Source organism: Streptomyces paludis, assembly GCF_003344965.1.
Classification (GTDB): Bacteria; Actinomycetota; Actinomycetes; order Streptomycetales; family Streptomycetaceae; genus Streptomyces; species Streptomyces paludis.
The window spans coordinates 3,318,037-3,335,494 of sequence record NZ_CP031194.1 but is presented as its reverse complement, the minus strand read 5'-3'; the positions used below and the strand labels follow the sequence as shown (position 1 = coordinate 3,335,494).

At 68.4% G+C, this 17,458-nt stretch carries 7 protein-coding genes and 2 rRNA genes; 6 read left to right on the top strand and 3 right to left on the bottom strand.

Annotation, left to right across the window (positions count from 1 at the left end; genetic code table 11):
• The first annotated feature begins 645 nt into the window (after positions 1-645).
• Positions 646-2,751 carry an asparagine synthase-related protein gene (locus DVK44_RS14620; protein WP_114660076.1) on the top strand — a complete coding sequence of 702 codons (2,106 nt, stop codon included), beginning with the start codon at positions 646-648 and terminating at the stop codon, positions 2,749-2,751.
• 71 nt (positions 2,752-2,822) lie between these two features.
• Here the strand turns inward: DVK44_RS14620 and DVK44_RS14615 are convergent, their stop codons facing one another.
• Both DVK44_RS14615 and DVK44_RS14610 read right to left on the bottom strand, forming a co-directional pair.
• Complete coding sequence (locus tag DVK44_RS14615; protein ID WP_114660075.1) at positions 2,823-5,018, bottom strand: sigma-70 family RNA polymerase sigma factor; 2,196 nt, start codon at positions 5,016-5,018, stop codon at positions 2,823-2,825.
• A 274-nt stretch (positions 5,019-5,292) separates the two neighbouring features.
• Positions 5,293-6,144: a TetR/AcrR family transcriptional regulator gene (locus DVK44_RS14610; RefSeq protein ID WP_114660074.1), complete on the bottom strand. Its 852-nt coding sequence runs from the start codon at positions 6,142-6,144 to the stop codon at positions 5,293-5,295.
• Positions 6,145-6,467: 323 nt separating this feature from the next.
• Between DVK44_RS14610 and DVK44_RS14605 the strand changes: the two genes are divergently transcribed.
• A complete protein-coding gene (locus DVK44_RS14605) occupies positions 6,468-7,934 on the top strand; it encodes an NAD(P)/FAD-dependent oxidoreductase (protein ID WP_114665132.1) in 1,467 nt (488 codons plus the stop codon).
• A gap of 136 nt (positions 7,935-8,070) precedes the next feature.
• Positions 8,071-9,816 (top strand): ATP-binding SpoIIE family protein phosphatase, encoded by a 1,746-nt coding sequence (locus tag DVK44_RS14600; RefSeq protein WP_114660073.1) that lies wholly within the window; start codon positions 8,071-8,073, stop codon positions 9,814-9,816.
• Between the two features lie 7 nt (positions 9,817-9,823).
• On the opposite strand, the gene DVK44_RS14595 is transcribed toward DVK44_RS14600, so the two are convergent.
• Entirely contained in the window at positions 9,824-11,134 is a 1,311-nt protein-coding gene (locus DVK44_RS14595; protein WP_114660072.1) for an MFS transporter, read from the bottom strand.
• A gap of 101 nt (positions 11,135-11,235) precedes the next feature.
• Here DVK44_RS14595 and DVK44_RS14590 point away from each other — a divergent pair, with 101 nt between their 5' ends.
• From DVK44_RS14590 to DVK44_RS14575, 3 genes are all read left to right on the top strand, one after another.
• Complete coding sequence (locus tag DVK44_RS14590; RefSeq protein WP_114660071.1) at positions 11,236-11,805, top strand: MarR family winged helix-turn-helix transcriptional regulator; 570 nt, start codon at positions 11,236-11,238, stop codon at positions 11,803-11,805.
• Between the two features lie 642 nt (positions 11,806-12,447).
• A 16S ribosomal RNA gene (locus tag DVK44_RS14580) occupies positions 12,448-13,973 on the top strand.
• Between the two features lie 301 nt (positions 13,974-14,274).
• Positions 14,275-17,399 (top strand): 23S ribosomal RNA (locus DVK44_RS14575).
• The 16S and 23S rRNA genes sit together here, the layout of an rRNA operon.
• Positions 17,400-17,458: the final 59 nt, after the last annotated feature.

Genomic DNA, 17,458 nt, shown 5'->3' with positions numbered 1-17,458 from the left:
GCATTCGTAAACCCAGCGTAGTTCGCCACATCCGGGCCGTTAAGGGGCGGACTTCCGGATGGCGGGATTGTTGTCCGTGCGGCGAAGGCCCAACCGGCCCCCCGGCGGGGCCTCGTGCTCCCGGTGCGCGGCTGTGCGCCCGGCTGTGCGCTCTTGGCCGGGAAGGAACGCCGGGGCTTCCATAAGACCTGCGTGGGTCGGCCCATTGCGTACTGGAAACCAGTGGGCTGGGGGATCCCGCCGCCCCATCCCCGCGGGCGGTGGAGTCGGTCCGGGAGGCGGGAAACGCCTCCCGGGCTGAACGTGCGGCGGCCGTACGGGGGGCGGTCGGCCGTGCCCAAGCGCCTTACCGTGCACGGAGATTGGCTGAATGCTGCCTATGTGCCGAGGGCCGTTTCTCCGCCATATGGCGAATGCCAGGGGCGCATTCGCGTTCCTGCCCGTGCTTCCGAGGGCCGTCGTATGCGCCGTTGTCGTGGCAGCATGTTCCCGAACGGGTCCGGCGACGGCTGGTCGGACCGGTCGTCCGGACCGGTACTCGGGTGCTGCTCGTACTCCTGCGCGTACTCCGATTACTCCCCGGACTCCGGTACTTCTGCACTCCTGGCCCGGGGTCGGAATGGTCCACGGGCTGTGGAGGCGGCGATGCGCTGGTTGGTGGGATGGAGCAGTATCGCCGCGCGCTTCGGCACGGCGGGGGCCGTCGGCCCGGCCGGTGACTCCGACAGTGGCAGCGTGCACCCCGTCGGCTCCCAGCTCCTGTGGGGCGACCCCGATCCGCTCTGGGCCGTCGGCGACTGGCGGCCCGACGAGGTGAGAGTCGTCACCGTCGACCCCTTCACCCGGCTCGCCGTGCTCGGCTGCTGCGGCGCCAGCGACGAGGAGCTGCGCGTCGGCCTGTTCGCCGCGCGCGGCGGCGCGCTGCGCCATCTCACCGCCTGGCCCGGCAGTTACACCGCCGTCGCGCAGATCGGCCGCCGGATCACCGTCGCCGGTGACCTGGCCGGCGCGCGGCCCGTCTTCCACACCCCGTGGGCCAACGGCACGGCGTACGCCACCGCCGCGCTGCCGCTCGCCGACCTCATCGAGGCCCAGCTCGACATCGGGCACCTGGCCGCGCTCCTCGCCTGCCCGGAGACACCGGAGGCGCTGCGCGACTCCACCCCGTACGAGGGCGTCAAACGCGTCCCGCCCGGCCACGCGCTGGTCCTGCGCGAGGGATCGCGCGAGATCACCGGGTACGAACCGGTCGCCTCCCTCGCCGTCGCCGGGCCCGAGAAGGACGCCGACCGCGCGGTCGAGGGCGTACGGGACGCGCTCGTCGAAGCCGTACGGGCCCGGCTGCTCGCGCCGCGCCACGCGCCCGAGACCCTGCCGCCCGATCCCGGCCCCGTCCCCGGCATGGGCCCGGCCGACCGGCGCGCCGCCCGGGGCGGGCCCGTCCCCGGCATCGGCGCCGACCTGTCGGGCGGCAGCGCGTCCGGCACACTCGCGCTGCTGGCCGCCGGGCTGCCGGGCGCGCCGGGCACGATCCTCGGGCACGGTACGGGCGCGGGCGAGCGGCTGCTCGCCGTGACGTTCAACGACCTGTCCGGCGCGAGCCGTGACGAGGCCGAGCTGGAGCGGGCCCGGTCCATCGCGGCCAACCCCCGGCTGCACCATGTCGTTGTCGCCGCCGGTGAGGAGGCCCTGCCGTACGCGGAGCTGGACGGGCCGCTCACCGACGAGCCGGGCCCCTCGCTCGTCACGGCCGAGCGGCACCGGCGCCGGCTCGCGGCGGGCAGCGCCGACCACTTCACCGGTACGGGGGCGCGCGAGGTGCTCGACGCGCATCCGGCGCGCATGGCCGATCTCCTGCTCGACCGGCGCAGACGTCATCTGCTGCACCCGGTCAGCGCGCTCGCCCGGGCCGAAGGCGCCCTGCCCGCCTCGCTGTTCCTGCCGTTCACCGTGTACCGCGCGGCCCGCCGGCTGGCCCGTACCCCGTACCGCACCGGACTGGAGGAGGCCGCGGCCCGGCTGCCCGAGGCCAACCGGTCCCGCACCCCGGTCTCCGACGGCCCGCTGAGCGCGTCGCTCGCCGCCCTGGCCTGGTCCCGGCCGGGTCCGGCGGCGCGCTGGCTGACCGGGGAGGCGCTGGCTGAAGTATCGGTTCGCCTGATGACCGCGGCGACCCGTCCCACCTCCGTCCAGCGCCCCGGCGAGTCCCGCGCCCGCGCCGCCCTGACCCGGCTCGCGGCCGACCACCGCGTCTTCGAACAGGCCGCCGAGATCCGCAGCCAGCGGCTCCACGCGCCCTTCCTCGACAACCAGGTCGTACGCGCCTGCCGCGAACTCCCCGAGGCCCTGCGCGTCCAGCCGGGCGCCCGCGCCGAGATCCTCCGTACGGTCCTCGCCGCCACCGGCATCCACGACCTGCCGGCCGGCTGGGGCGCCACCTCCCGGCCCGGATCGGCCGCCGCCACCCGCGTCGGCCTGCGCACCGCCGTCGGCGACCTGATCACCCTCTTCGACGCTCCGCTCCTCGCCGACGCCGGGCTGATCGAGGCCCGCGTCGTCCGCAAGGCCCTGCGCGCGGCGGCCGAGGGCGAACCCGTCCCGCTCGACGGCCTCGCCGACCTCGTCTCCACCGAACTCTGGCTGCGCCGCCTGCTGTCGCGCCGAGGCACCTGCTGGACGGGGACGGCGGCGCCGCGCCAGCGCGCGGTGGCGGGCGGCGTGGTGCCGCAGCGGCCGACGCTGCGGCGGTAGCGGGCTCTGCCCCGGCCTCTGCCCCGGGCGCTGCGTCGGGCGCTGCGTCGGGCGGCTCGTCAGACGGCTCCTCAGCCACAGGTGATACGGGACTCCGCCCAGTCGCCGAGCGCCACGACGTCGAACGCCGACTGCGGCTCGACAACCAGCCGGATGCTGCTCCGGCCCGCGATGCCGACCTCCACGGGGACGGCCGCGTCGCCGCCGCTCAGGACCGGGGAGCGCCAGAGGCGGGCCTCGTCGCCGTACACGGAGAAGCGCAGCGAGCCGAGGCCCAGGGTCAGGTCGTCGACGCCGACGAGGGCCTCGTAGCGGGAGCACGCGCGGTTCAGGTCGATGGTGATGGACGACGGGGTGTGCGTCGTGACGCCGTGGCTGTAGCGGGTGCCGCCGATGGAGACGGCGGACCGCTGCCAGAGCAGGCCGCTCGCGCCGAGCCGGACCTCGGGCTCCGTACCGTCCCCGCCGATGTCGTACGCCAGCCGGCTGACCCGGTAGACGGCCGGGGCGGGCTCGGGCGTGGGCTCCGGGGGAGTGGGCTCTGGCTCGGGGAACGCGGGGGGCGGGGTGTCCGGTACGGCGATGGGGGGCGGGGGGAGGGGCGCCGGCTTCGGGGTGGGAGTCGGCGTGGGCTTGGGCGTGGGCTTGGCGGCGGAGGACGCGGGCGTCGGCTTCTTCGACGCCGGAGCCGAGGCGGAAGCGGCTGCCGCGGCGGGTACGGGCGACGGCGGCGCGGACTTGGGCGCGCCCGGTGCGCCGGGCTCGGCCGGGGGCGCGGCTTCGGGCGGTACGACGGAACGCGCCGCCGGGGGTTTCGCCTCCGTCTTCGGCTCGGGTTTCTGTTCGCCGCCGGAGAGCGCCCACACCAGCCCGGCTACGGCGACGGCGACGGCCAGCGCGCCGATCCCGGCCTTCGCGGGCGTGCCGAGCCCCTCGGCGGCGGCACCGGCACCGCCACCGGCCGAGGCCGCGCCCCCGGAAGCCCCGCCCGCGGCCGTACCGCCCGCAGCCCCGCCCGTCGCCGCGGCCGCCGCGCCCGCACCGGCCGCGCCCACCGCGCCGCCCGCCACGATCCCCGCGGCCTTGAGCGAGTAGCCCGCGGCGAACCAGCCGATCACCGCCACCGGCAGCAGCGCCGGGATCCCCGCGTTGACATGCGCCAGTTCACCGGCGGCGAGCCGGCACTTGGCGCACTCCTCCAGATGCTTGCGCAGCCCGCGCTCGGCGCGCACCCGCAGCCCGCCGCGCGCGTACGCCCCGAGCCGGTCGGCGTAGCGCGCGCAGTCGCCCGCCGAGGTCAGCGCCGCGTTCACATGCGCCTGGAGATACGCCTGCTTGAGCCCCTCGCGTGCCCGACTGGCGAGCACCGCCGTGGCGTTGGCGGAGAGCCCGAACAACGGCGCGATCTGGCTGGGCGACTCCTCCTCCACCGTCGTGTGCCAGAGCACCGCCTGCCAGCGCTCGGGCAGACTCCGGAAGGCCCGCAGCGCCATGGACCGTTCGGCCTCGTGCATCGCCAGGACATCGGCGCCCAGATCGAGCGTGTCGGCGTCCGGCACCTCGGAGGAGCCGGCGGCCTGCGCCGCGAACACCGCGAAGTCCTCGACGAGCTGCTCCCGCTTAGCGGACTTGGCCCAGCCTGCGGCCACCCGCCGTACGGTCGTCAGCAGATAGGCCCGGACCGCCTGTTGGGGCCCGGCCCCGCCGCGTACCGCCTGGAGGGTGCGGGCGAAGACCTCGGCGGTCAGATCGTCGGCGGTGTGCGCGTCCCGGCAGCAGCTACGGGCGTACCGGCGCACCGCCGCCGCGTGCCTGCGGAACAGCTCCTCGTACGCGCTGTCGTCGCCGTCGCGCATCCGCCGCACGAGCACGGCGTCCGCCGGCGGCGGCCCGGCCGACGCCGGATCGCCCAACGGCACCCCGACTGCGGTCAGTTCGAGCGTCGGCCAGTCCTCGCCCGGCGCCTCGCCGGACGGCGTCCCGGCGGCCGACGCCCCGGCCCGCTCGCGCTGCGCCGGCACCTGCGGAACGGGTGCTCGCGTGGGCGGTGCCTGCGGGGAAGGTGCCTGAGTGGACTGAGTCTGCGTGGAAGGCGTTTGGGCGGACGGCATCCGCTGCGACGGCGGCGTTCCGCCGGACTCGGCTCCGCCGCCGGCGTCACCCGCACGACCGGCGCCACCGGCACCGCTGTCGCCGCCACCGACCGGCTCGTCGACCGGCTCGTCGACCGGCTCGTCGACCGGCTCGTCCCGCCCGTCACCGCTCATCGCGGAAGCCCCCGTACGCGCCGCTCCAACCCGAACACCGGGTCAGCGTGCCACAGCGCACCCGGTGTTCCCGGATGTTCGAATGCGGCAACCACTCGTCCGGGGTGGATTCCCGGAACGAATCTTTAATCTTCACCCATTAGGGGAAAGGTCAATTGCCTTATTCGGAGGGCCCGTTCGAAAGCGGCGGCGGGTGGCCCGCACAGGACACATGTCCCGTACGGCCCACCTCACCCCTGCCGCGTCCCGGCCGCGGTTCCGGGCCGGGACATGCCTACCGAGGCCGGAGCCCCTCCAGCAGGATGTCCAGCAGCCGTGCCGAAGCCGCCGCCTGCTGCGCCGGATCCGGCAGCGAGGGCGCCGCTGTGGCGATCACCAGCAGCACATCGGCCACGGTCACATCGTCCCGCAGCTCACCCGCCTCCCGCGCCCGGTCCACCAACTGGCCGACGACGTCGAGCAGTTCGGCCGCGCCCGGGTCGTCCAGCCCCTCGGCGGAGGCCGACACCCGCACCCCGGCCACCCGTGGATCGCTCTGCCCGGCCTGCCGCTGCTGCGGCACCCGCGCCTCGTCCGCCGCCGCGCGCGGCGGCGTCACGTCCTCCGAGTCCGTGCTCACCCGCAGCACCCGCGGAGGCAGCAGCCGCCCCGCGCCCGACGCCACCGAGGTGCGCAGGAACCGGGAGAGCGCCGACCACGGCTCCTCCTCCTGCCCGAGCGCCGTCCGCGCCTGGTCGGTCAGCCGGGAGGTCTCCTCCGCGGCTATTCGTCTGACCAGCACGTCCTTGCTCGGGAAGCGCCGGTAGACCGTGCCGACCCCGACCCGCGCCCGGCGCGCGACGTCCTCCATCGGGGCGCCGTAACCCAGTTCCCCGAACACTTCACGCGCCGCCCGCAGAACGTGCTCCAGGTTGCGCTGCGCGTCCACCCGGAGCGGCGCCGAACGCCCGCCCGCACCGGCCGGGCCGGCTGAACCCGGACCCGATCCCGCGCCTGGTCCCGCGCCCGATCCCGTGACCGGACCGGCGCTCGCCCCCGGACCGGAACTCGGTCCCGGTCCCGTACCCACTCGGCCGTTCCCGCCCGCGACGACAACGGCATGACCGTGTAAATCCTGAATCTGCATGATGGTTCCCCCGGTAATGATGTCTCCCCCCGGAGACGCCCCGCCCTGATGGCCGGTGCGTGCCGTCCAGTCAGATGCCGGACACTCCGACGGGTTACGAACATAGTTGAGCCCGGGGCAATTCAGAAGAGGGTGATTCCGCACAGCACGCCCCCCGATCGGAGCAAGGACCGGAACACGTCCCGTCCCCCCTCCGCACGGCCCCGCGCACGCCCCCACTGACCTGCGCTCCTCCCCGCCCGGCAGCGCTCCCGCCCGCCCGCGCACCCCGGCGGCCTCCGGTCACACAATGTGTCGTGCCTGTGGACAAACACCGGACCCCGATGCGTCATGGGGAGGTGAAGGCTGATAAATCCCGGGGGACGACCCCCGCACCCCAGCCCGGCGCGCCGCGCATTCTGGTGATCGGCGGCGGCTACGTCGGCATGTACACCGCGCTGCGCCTCCAGCGGAAGCTGAGAAGCGGAGAGGCCGAGGTCACGGTGGTCACACCGGACCCTTATATGACGTATCAGCCCTTCCTGCCGGAGGCCGCCGCCGGGAACATCTCCCCGCGCCATGTCGTGGTCCCCCTCAGACGGATCCTGCCCGGCTGCCGCATCGTGATCGGCGAGGCCACCGCCATCGACCACGCCAAGCGCACCGCCACGCTCAAGACCCTCGGCTCCGAGGCCGAGGGCACCGGCACCGTCGAATACGGCTACGACGAACTCGTCCTCGCGCCCGGCTCCGTCTCCCGCACCCTCCCGATCCCCGGCCTCGCCGAGCACGCCATCGGTTTCAAGATTGTCGAAGAGGCCATCGGGCTGCGCAACCACGTCCTCGAACAGCTGGACATCGCCTCCTCCACCCGCGACCCCGCCGTCCGCGACGCCGCCCTGACCTTCGTCTTCGTCGGCGGCGGCTACGCGGGCGTGGAAGCCCTCGCCGAACTGGAGGACATGGCCCGCTACGCCGTGCGCTACTACCACAACATCAAGGCCGAGGACATGAAGTGGGTCCTCGTCGAGGCCACCGGCCGGATCCTCCCCGAAGTCGGCGAGGCCATGGGCGGATACGCCGTACGCGAGCTGCGCGCCCGCAATATCGACGTACGGCTCGGCACCCGCCTCGACTCCTGCGCGGACCGGCTGGCCGTCCTCAGCGACGGCACCCGCTTCCCCACCCGCACCGTCGTCTGGACCGCAGGCGTCCGGCCCTCCCCGCTCCTCGCCGCCACCGGTCTGCCGCTCGACGGGCGCGGCAGACTCTGCTGTACGGCCCGGCTCACGGTCGACGGCGCCGAACACGTCTGGGCCGCCGGCGACGCGGCGGCCGTACCCGACCTGACCGCCGCCGTACCCGACCGGACCACCGGCGAAACCGGCGGCAAGGAGTGCGCGCCGAACGCCCAGCACGCCGTCCGCCAGGCCAAGGTACTCGCCGGGAACATCGTCGCTTCCCTGCGCGGAGAACCCCTCCAGGACTACCGTCACGCGTACGCCGGTTCGGTCGCCTCCCTCGGACTCCACAGAGGGGTGGCGCACGTCTACGGCCGCAAGGTCAAGGGCTACCCCGCCTGGCTGATGCACCGCGCGTACCACCTCAGCCGCGTCCCCACCTTCAACAGGAAGGCCCGCGTGCTCGCGGAATGGACCCTCTCCGGGCTCTTCAAACGGGAGATCGTCTCTCTGGGCTCGCTGGAACACCCGCGCGCCGAGTTCGAACTCGCCGCCGGAACCGAGCGCCCGCCCAAGGACGGCAGAGCCGGCCAGGACGGCCACGACGGCCGGGACGGCACGGCCGGCTGAGACGGCCGGAACCCGGCGGGTGAGGCGGTTGTCAGTGCGATCGGTCACACTGGACGTGTGACCATAGGTGGGCTCACATCCGCACAGAGTGAACCGGCCCCGACCCCATCACAAACACCATGAGGCTTGAGAATCCGTGAACTTCACGCGTTGGAGCGCCCGCCTCCCCGGTACGCAGCGCCGCGCCGCCGCGCGCACGGACCGCGGGTCCGTGCCGGCGGCCCGCGGTGAGTACGAACGCGGGGAGCGGGAGCGGCGCCCCGACCCCGTGACGGACATCCCGGCCCTCGAAGACCTCTCCGTACGGGACGTCCTCGGCGAACTCCCCGCCCTGGCCGCGCTGGTGTACGGACCCGAGCACCGCGTCGCGTATGTCAACGGGGCGTACGCGACGGCCTTTGGCCCGCGCCAGGCCGGCGCCACCGCCGCCGAGAGCTGCCCCGAACTGGCCCAGCTGGGCCTGCTCCCGCTCCTCGACCAGGTGCTCCGCAGCGGCAAGCCGCGTACGGTCAAGTCCCGCAAGGCCCAGGTCGGAGCCGACGCGCGGCAGCCGGAAAGCGCGGACGGCGACAGCACGGAAGCCCCCGAAGACCAGCCCCAGGCCCACACCCAGGGACAGCTCTCAGGCCACCCCCAAGGCTCCCTCACCGGCTCCTACACGGTCACCTGTACGCCCGTCGACTGCCGGGGCACCGCGGGCATCCTCATCTACGCCGCCGACGTCACCGACCACGCCGAGGCCGCCGAGCGGCTGCGCGGCAGCGAGCGCCGCCACCGCCGTACGGTCGTCACCCTCCAGCGCTCCCTGCTCCCGCAGGAGCTGGAGCAGCCCGACGACCTGCGCGTCGCCGCCACCTACCGGCCCGGCGGCGAGGACGCGGCGGTCGGCGGCGACTGGTACGACGTGATCACGCTCGGCGCCGGGCGCACCGCCCTGGTCATTGGTGACGTCATGGGCCGGGGCGTGCGCGCCGCCGCCGTCATGGGCCAGCTGCGCACCGCCGTCCGCGCCTACGCCCGGCTCGATCTGCCGCCGCACGAAGTGCTCCAGCTCCTCGACGGACTCGCCGCCGAGATCGACGCCAGCCAGATCGCCACCTGCGTCTACGCGGTCCACGACCCGAACGAGGGTCTGCTCGAATACGCCTCGGCCGGCCATCTCCCCCTGCTGGTACGCCTCCAGGACGGCTCGGTCACCCGCGCCGAGGACCCCACGGGCCCGCCGCTGGGCACCGGCGGCTGGCAGCACACCTCAGCCGCGATCGCCCTCCCGCCCGGCTCCACCGCCGTCCTCTACACGGACGGTCTCGTCGAGCGCCGGGGCGAGGACATCGACGAGGGCGTCGCCCGGCTCGAACGCGCCCTGTCCGGCGCCCAGGGCACCCCCCAGGTCGTCTGCGACCGGCTGATCCGCTCCCTCGGCGTCACGGACGACCACGACGACGACGTGGCCGTCCTCGTCCTCCAGCACCCCGCCCGTACGGGAGCGGACGCGGAGCTGTTCCACAACGCGGCGCTCGACCTGCTCGGCGGCATTGAGGCGGCCCCGCGCGCCCGCGCCTTCGCGACGGGAGTCCTGGCCTCCTGGCGCTTCCCCGTGGAGCTGCGCGACCTGGGCGTCCTCGCCACCAGCGAACTCGTCGCCAACTCGCTCCAGCACGGCACCCCGCCCATGCGGCTGCGCCTGCGCAGAACGGACCGCCGGCTGATCATCGAGGTGACGGACGGGGACGACCACCTGCCGCGCCGCCGCCGCGCCGAACCGGCCGACGAGGCGGGCCGCGGTATCTCGATCGTCGCGACGATCGCCTCGTCGTGGGGATCTCGCCGCACCCCGGGCGGCGGCAAGGCCGTCTGGTGCGAGTTCGCGCTACCGCACTGAGCGCTGGCTACCGCACCGCGTGCCGCTCGGCGCTCACCTCGGAAGGCGCGTGCCGGGCCACCACCCGCGACCCCGCCGTCAGCAGGGACGGCTGGTTCTGTACGGGCGTGAGCAGCCGCCCCAGCCGCAGGGCGAGCACGGTGATGCCGAGCGAGAAGAGAACGAACGTCACGATGTACGGCGCGTGCAGCGAGGCCCCCATCGGCCCGCCCACCGCCGGACCGACCGCCAGCGCCAACTGCTTGACCAGCGCGAACCCCGAGTTGTACTGCCCAACCATCGACGGCGGCGCCAGATCCGCCACCAGCGGCGCCACGGTCGGCGACAGCATCGCCTCACCGAGCCCGAAGAGCGCGTACGTGGAGATGAGCGCGGCCGTCGCCAGCGTCGTACTGCCGTGCCCGAGCCCCGCGTAGCCCGCGAGCAGCCAGGCGAACGCCCAGATCAGCCCGACGGCCGCGATGACCCGGCTGCGCTTGAGCGGCTCGACCAGCCGCAGCACCACGAACTGCGCCAGCACGATCACCGCCGTATTGGCGGCCAGCGCGATCCCCAGCATCGACGGGTCGAGCCCGGCGGCCTCCGTGCTGTACGCGGCGAGGCCCGACTCGAACTGCCCGTAACAGGCGAAGAACAGCACGAAGCCCAGCACACACAGCCGCACCATGGCCCGGTCCCGCAGCAGCGCCCGCATCCCGGAAGGCCCGGCCGACGCGGAGACCGAAGCACTCCCGCTCCCGTTACCGCTGGGGCGCGGCATCCGAACGGAACCGGCCACGGCGGCCAGAACGAGGAACATCGCGGCCTCGACGGAGAAGAGCAGCAGGAAGCTGCCGGGCCGGCTCGTGTCGACGATCAGACCGCCGATCAGCCCGCCGACGCCGAGCCCCAGATTCGCGAGGAAGAACTGCGTCGCGAACGCCCGGGTGCGGGTCGCCGGCGTGGAGCACCGCACGATCATCGTGGCCAGCGCGGGCTGGAGCACCGCCGTACCGGCGCCGAGCACGGAAGCGGACAGGACGGCGGCGGGTACGTTCCCCGACAGCCCCATGGCGAGCGCGCCCACGGCGGCCAGCACCGAGCCGCCGACCAGCACGGGCAGCGGGCCCCGGCGATCGATCACCCGGCCGGTGAACGGCAGCACGACGAGCGCGGCCAGCGCGAAGACCGCCAGCACGGCACCGGCCGTCCCCGCGCCCAGGTTCCGTACCTGCGCCACATACACATAGAGATACGGAACCGTGAATCCGAGCCCGAACGCGCTCAGCGCGTTTCCCGCCTGGATCCGGCGCATCGCCGCGCCCGTAGCCGTGGTCACCACTCACCCCTCAAAGCTGAAGACTTCAAAGCTAAACTTCGAAGGTGAACTGTACACATCGAAGGACTTCAATGCCAGCGAGTGCGTGGCATACTGCCCCGATGCCAGAGACCACACCGGAGAAACCGGTCCCGCCGGACCTCCAGGAACCGAGCCTCGACGAGCAGATCGCCGCCTATCAGCGCGAGTTCCGCGATCTGGACCCCCAGGTCGAGAAGGTCGTCTCGGCACTTGGCCGGCTGAACCGACGGATGAATGTGGCGTACGGCAGACAGGTCGCCGACCTGGGCATCAGCAGCGCCGAGTGGGAGGTCCTCAAGACCCTCGTCCTCGCGGGAGCGCCCTACCGCCTGGGCCCCGGCGAACTCGCCAAGCGCCTCGGTCTGACCCCGGCCGCGATGACCCACCGCGTCGACCGCATGGCGGGCGAGGGCCTGGTCACGCGCGACCGCGACGAGAACAACCGGGTCCGCGTCATCGTCGAGTTGACGGACGAGGGCCGTACGAAGTGGCTGGAGGCGATGCGTATGGCCTCCGACTTCGAGGAGGAACTCCTCCAGGACCTCTCGGGCGACGAGCGCGGGGTGCTGGGCGAGCTGCTCATCCGCGTTCTCCGCCGCGTGGAACAGGCCCAGCCGGACGCCGGCGGACGCCTGACGGACCTGGACTAGCGGTTTGACACGCCCCAGGGCGATCCGTAAAGTTCTTCGAGTTGTCACGGAGCCGACACGGTCCCGTAGCAACCACTCCCGCCGCGTCAGCGGCAACCAAACACCAGAACGATCTCCCGGAGCGGGATCAATTTCGGCATGCCGGAATTGATATTCGAGACTCGATTATGAGTCACCTGCGGAATCGGCTAGGGTTTGGAACGTCGGAAGGGCCCAACAGCCCGGAGGACAACCCCACTTCGACTGGGAATCAGGCCCGAAAGGATCTGATAGAGTCGGAACCGCCGGAAAGGGAAAACGCGAAAGCGAAGAACTGGAAAGCAAGCCCCGCTCCGACGGGGAATCGGACACGAAAGAGTCTGATAGAGTCGGAAACGCAAGACGGAAACAAAACAAGAAACACCGAAGGGAAAGCGCCCGGAGGAAAGCCCGAGAGGGTGAGTACAAAGGAAGCGTCCGTTCCTTGAGAACTCAACAGCGTGCCAAAAGTCAACGCCAGATATGTTGATACCCCGACCTACCGAATACTCGGTGGGTTGAGGTTCCTTTGAAGAAAAACACAGCGAGGACGCTGTGAACCACTGGTCTTATTCCGGCCGGTGGTTCCGCTCTCGTGGTGTTCAACCGGATATCCGGTAAACATTCACGGAGAGTTTGATCCTGGCTCAGGACGAACGCTGGCGGCGTGCTTAACACATGCAAGTCGAACGATGAAGCCTTTCGGGGTGGATTAGTGGCGAACGGGTGAGTAACACGTGGGCAATCTGCCCTTCACTCTGGGACAAGCCCTGGAAACGGGGTCTAATACCGGATAATACTTTTCTCCGCATGGGGGAAGGTTGAAAGCTCCGGCGGTGAAGGATGAGCCCGCGGCCTATCAGCTTGTTGGTGGGGTGATGGCCTACCAAGGCGACGACGGGTAGCCGGCCTGAGAGGGCGACCGGCCACACTGGGACTGAGACACGGCCCAGACTCCTACGGGAGGCAGCAGTGGGGAATATTGCACAATGGGCGAAAGCCTGATGCAGCGACGCCGCGTGAGGGATGACGGCCTTCGGGTTGTAAACCTCTTTCAGCAGGGAAGAAGCGCAAGTGACGGTACCTGCAGAAGAAGCACCGGCTAACTACGTGCCAGCAGCCGCGGTAATACGTAGGGTGCGAGCGTTGTCCGGAATTATTGGGCGTAAAGAGCTCGTAGGCGGCTTGTCGCGTCGGATGTGAAAGCCCGGGGCTTAACCCCGGGTCTGCATTCGATACGGGCAGGCTAGAGTGTGGTAGGGGAGATCGGAATTCCTGGTGTAGCGGTGAAATGCGCAGATATCAGGAGGAACACCGGTGGCGAAGGCGGATCTCTGGGCCATTACTGACGCTGAGGAGCGAAAGCGTGGGGAGCGAACAGGATTAGATACCCTGGTAGTCCACGCCGTAAACGTTGGGAACTAGGTGTTGGCGACATTCCACGTCGTCGGTGCCGCAGCTAACGCATTAAGTTCCCCGCCTGGGGAGTACGGCCGCAAGGCTAAAACTCAAAGGAATTGACGGGGGCCCGCACAAGCAGCGGAGCATGTGGCTTAATTCGACGCAACGCGAAGAACCTTACCAAGGCTTGACATACACCGGAAACGGCCAGAGATGGTCGCCCCCTTGTGGTCGGTGTACAGGTGGTGCATGGCTGTCGTCAGCTCGTGTCGTGAGATGTTGGGTTAAGTCCCGCAACGAGCGCAACCCTTGTTCTGTGTTGCCAGCATGCCTTTCGGGGTGATGGGGACTCACAGGAGACTGCCGGGGTCAACTCGGAGGAAGGTGGGGACGACGTCAAGTCATCATGCCCCTTATGTCTTGGGCTGCACACGTGCTACAATGGCCGGTACAATGAGCTGCGATGCCGCGAGGCGGAGCGAATCTCAAAAAGCCGGTCTCAGTTCGGATTGGGGTCTGCAACTCGACCCCATGAAGTCGGAGTTGCTAGTAATCGCAGATCAGCATTGCTGCGGTGAATACGTTCCCGGGCCTTGTACACACCGCCCGTCACGTCACGAAAGTCGGTAACACCCGAAGCCGGTGGCCCAACCCCTTGTGGGAGGGAGCTGTCGAAGGTGGGACTGGCGATTGGGACGAAGTCGTAACAAGGTAGCCGTACCGGAAGGTGCGGCTGGATCACCTCCTTTCTAAGGAGCATCTAGATTCCGTAAGGAATCCAGAGCCACTACGTCGGCAAATGTTCGACGGTGGTTAGCTCATGGGTGGAACGTTGACTATTCGGCACATCAGGTTTCTTCTGCAAGTACTGCTTCGGCGTGGAACGCAGTGGGGGATCGGGTGTGCCGGGCGCGCTGTTGGGTGTCTGAGGGTACGGGCTTTCGAGTCTGTCCTTCGGGTTGCCGGCCCCAGTGAACTCGCCCTGTATGGGGTGGGGTGGTGGGTGGCTGGTCGTTGTTTGAGAACTGCACAGTGGACGCGAGCATCTGTGGCCAAGTTTTTAAGGGCGCACGGTGGATGCCTTGGTACCAGGAACCGATGAAGGACGTGGGAGGCCGCGATAGGCCCCGGGGAGCTGTCAACCGAGCTTTGATCCGGGGGTGTCCGAATGGGGAAACCCGGCAGTCGTCATGGGCTGTCACCCGCTGCTGAACACATAGGCAGTGTGGAGGGAACGAGGGGAAGTGAAACATCTCAGTACCCTCAGGAAGAGAAAACAACCGTGATTCCGGGAGTAGTGGCGAGCGAAACCGGATGAGGCCAAACCGTATGCGTGTGATACCCGGCAGGGGTTGCGCATGCGGGGTTGTGGGATTGCACTTCAACAGTCTGCCGGCTGTTGGGCGAGTCAGAAACCGTATGGATAGGCGAAGGACATGCGAAAGGTCCGGCGTAGAGGGTAAGACCCCCGTAGCTGAAATCTGTACGGCTCGTTTGTGTGACACCCAAGTAGCACGGGGCCCGAGAAATCCCGTGTGAATCTGGCGGGACCACCCGCTAAGCCTAAATATTCCCTGGTGACCGATAGCGGATAGTACCGTGAGGGAATGGTGAAAAGTACCGCGGGAGCGGAGTGAAATAGTACCTGAAACCGTGTGCCTACAAGCCGTGGGAGCGTCGCTGGCAGCACTTGTGCTGTCAGTCGTGACTGCGTGCCTTTTGAAGAATGAGCCTGCGAGTTTGCGGTGTGTTGCGAGGTTAACCCGTGTGGGGAAGCCGTAGCGAAAGCGAGTCCGAATAGGGCGTTATAGTAGCGCGCTCAAGACCCGAAGCGGAGTGATCTAGCCATGGGCAGGTTGAAGCGGAGGTAAGACTTCGTGGAGGACCGAACCCACCAGGGTTGAAAACCTGGGGGATGACCTGTGGTTAGGGGTGAAAGGCCAATCAAACTCCGTGATAGCTGGTTCTCCCCGAAATGCATTTAGGTGCAGCGTCGTGTGTTTCTTGCCGGAGGTAGAGCACTGGATAGGCGATGGGCCCTACCGGGTTACTGACCTTAGCCAAACTCCGAATGCCGGTAAGTGAGAGCGCGGCAGTGAGACTGTGGGGGATAAGCTCCATGGTCGAGAGGGAAACAGCCCAGAGCATCGACTAAGGCCCCTAAGCGTACGCTAAGTGGGAAAGGATGTGGAGTCGCAGAGACAACCAGGAGGTTGGCTTAGAAGCAGCCATCCTTGAAAGAGTGCGTAATAGCTCACTGGTCAAGTGATTCCGCGCCGACAATGTAGCGGGGCTCAAGCGTACCGCCGAAGTCGTGTCATTGCAGTACATACCCCCAACGGGGACTGTGATGGGTAGGGGAGCGTCGTGTGCCGGGTGAAGCAGCAGCGGAAGCTAGTTGTGGACGGTTCACGAGTGAGAATGCAGGCATGAGTAGCGATACACACGTGGGAAACGTGTGCGCCGATTGACTAAGGGTTCCTGGGTCAAGCTGATCTGCCCAGGGTAAGTCGGGACCTAAGGCGAGGCCGACAGGCGTAGTCGATGGACAACCGGTTGATATTCCGGTACCCGCTTTGAAACGCCCAGTATCGAATCCATTGATGCTAAGGCCGTGAAGCCGTCCTGGATCCTTCGGGTGAAGGGGAGTGGTGGAGCCGCTGAACCAAGGTGGTAGTAGGTAAGCGATGGGGTGACGCAGGAAGGTAGTCCAGCCCGGGCGGTGGTTGTCCCGGGGTAAGGGTGTAGGGCGTTGTCCAGGTAAATCCGGACAGCACATAGCCTGAGACCTGATGCCGAGCCGATTGTGGTGAAGTGGATGATCCTATGCTGTCGAGAAAAGCCTCTAGCGAGTTTCATGGCGGCCCGTACCCTAAACCGACTCAGGTGGTCAGGTAGAGAATACCGAGGCGTTCGGGTGAACTATGGTTAAGGAACTCGGCAAAATGCCCCCGTAACTTCGGGAGAAGGGGGGCCATTCTGGGTGATGAGTCTTGCACTCTGAGCTTGGGGTGGCCGCAGAGACCAGCGAGAAGCGACTGTTTACTAAAAACACAGGTCCGTGCGAAGCCGTAAGGCGATGTATACGGACTGACGCCTGCCCGGTGCTGGAACGTTAAGGGGACCGGTTAGCTGACTTTCGGGTTGGCGAAGCTGAGAACTTAAGCGCCAGTAAACGGCGGTGGTAACTATAACCATCCTAAGGTAGCGAAATTCCTTGTCGGGTAAGTTCCGACCTGCACGAATGGCGTAACGACTTCTCGACTGTCTCAACCATAGGCCCGGTGAAATTGCACTACGAGTAAAGATGCTCGTTTCGCGCAGCAGGACGGAAAGACCCCGGGACCTTTACTATAGTTTGATATTGGTGTTCGGTTCGGCTTGTGTAGGATAGGTGGGAGACTTTGAAGCTTGGACGCCAGTTCAGGTGGAGTCGTCGTTGAAATACCACTCTGGTCGTGCTGGATGTCTAACCTGGGTCCGTGATCCGGATCAGGGACAGTGTCTGATGGGTAGTTTAACTGGGGCGGTTGCCTCCTAAAGAGTAACGGAGGCGCCCAAAGGTTCCCTCAGCCTGGTTGGTAATCAGGTGTTGAGTGTAAGTGCACAAGGGAGCTTGACTGTGAGACCGACGGGTCGAGCAGGGACGAAAGTCGGGACTAGTGATCCGGCGGTGGCTTGTGGAAGCGCCGTCGCTCAACGGATAAAAGGTACCCCGGGGATAACAGGCTGATCTTCCCCAAGAGTCCATATCGACGGGATGGTTTGGCACCTCGATGTCGGCTCGTCGCATCCTGGGGCTGGAGTCGGTCCCAAGGGTTGGGCTGTTCGCCCATTAAAGCGGTACGCGAGCTGGGTTTAGAACGTCGTGAGACAGTTCGGTCCCTATCCGCTGCGCGCGCAGGAGTCTTGAGAAGGGCTGTCCCTAGTACGAGAGGACCGGGACGGACGAACCTCTGGTGTGCCAGTTGTTCTGCCAAGGGCATGGCTGGTTGGCTACGTTCGGAAAGGATAACCGCTGAAAGCATCTAAGCGGGAAGCCTGCTTCGAGATGAGGACTCCCACCCCCTTTGAGGGGTTAAGGCTCCCAGTAGACGACTGGGTTGATAGGCCAGATGTGGAAGACCGGTAACGGTTGGAGCTGACTGGTACTAATAGGCCGAGGGCTTGTCCTCAGTTGCTCGCGTCCACTGTGTTAGTTCTGAAGTAACGAACAGCCGTGTTGTCATCCGGT